The following is a 1,255-nucleotide window of genomic DNA, read 5'->3' as shown; positions in this document are numbered from 1 at the left end:
TTTGATGCCGCTCCTTTGATAGCATTTACTGCAACAAAGGAGACAGACTATGGGACTGAAACGTACGGACGAATTTCGCCAAGATGCGGTGCGTATCGCGCTGACCAGTGGGCTGACGCGTAAGCAGGTGGCTGATGATTTGGGTGTCGGGATGTCGACGCTGAACAAATGGATCACAGCCCATCCACTGCCCGGCAGTGCATGTTTACATGCATGAGAGGGGGGACACAGATGTAGTGTCGAAAGAGGATCTGAGCCTCGCCAAAGAGAATGATCGACTTCGACGTGAGATCCGGCTCCTCAAGGAGGAGAGGGAAATCCTAAAAAAGGCCACCCAGTTCTTCGCGGGCCTAAAGCAATGAGATTTAGGTTTATCGAAGAACACAGAGCCAGCTTCCCAGCTAATCGCCTGTGCGATGTCGTTGGTGTCAGCGCACGCGGTCTGCGTGCTTTCCGAAGCCGCCCCGCAAGCCGCAGACAGCGATCCGATCTCATCACGCTGGCACATATCAAAGAACAATCTCGTCTCAGCTTGGGCAGCTACGGCAGGCCACGGATGACGGAAGAGCTGAAGGAAATCGGCTTGGACGTCGGGCATCTCCGAGTTGGCAGATTGATGCGCCAGAATGGTATATCCGTCGTCAGAACCCGTAAACACAAGGTCGCCACAGACAGCAATCACAAGTTCAACATTGCGCCGAACCTGCTGGATCGTGACTTCACCGCCAACGCGCCCAACCAGAAATGGGCCGGTGACATCAGCTGTGTTTGGACCCAAGAGGGTTGGCTTTATCTTGCGGTGATCCTGGACCTGCATTCACGCCGTGTCATTGGCTGGGCGGTCAGCAATCGGATGAAACGGGACTTGGCGATCCGTGCGTTGAAAATGGCCATTGCACTCAGAACACCGCCCAGAGGTTGCGTCCACCACACGGATCGCGGGTCGCAATACTGTTCTCATGACTATCAGAAAATCCTGCGCCAGCATGGGTTCAAGGTATCGATGTCTGGCAAAGGTAATTGCTACGATAATGCGGCTGTTGAGACGTCCTTTAAAACCATCAAAGCAGAGCTTGTCTGGCGGCATCCTTGGGAAACACGGCGCAAAGCTGAGATGGCCATCTTCGAATACATCAATGGCTTCTACAATCCGCGAAGACGCCATTCAGCACTGGGTTGGAAAAGCCCCGTCGCTTTCGAACGCAAGGTGGCTTAAACGAGCACTAGGAGCGGCACTAAAACGTGACAGGTCCAA

The 1,255-nt window shown here is 53.9% G+C and carries 1 pseudogene; it reads left to right on the top strand.

The window, feature by feature from the left end:
• The first annotated feature begins 49 nt into the window (after positions 1 to 49).
• Positions 50 to 1,216 (top strand): annotated as a pseudogene (locus tag C8N36_RS23910) (IS3 family transposase).
• The last annotated feature ends 39 nt before the right edge of the window (positions 1,217 to 1,255 follow it).

The organism is Pelagimonas varians (assembly GCF_003208435.1).
In the GTDB taxonomy this organism is placed as follows: Bacteria; Pseudomonadota; Alphaproteobacteria; order Rhodobacterales; family Rhodobacteraceae; genus Pelagimonas; species Pelagimonas varians.
Note: the sequence above shows the minus strand (reverse complement) of the source record. Positions and strands in the feature narration are given on the sequence as shown.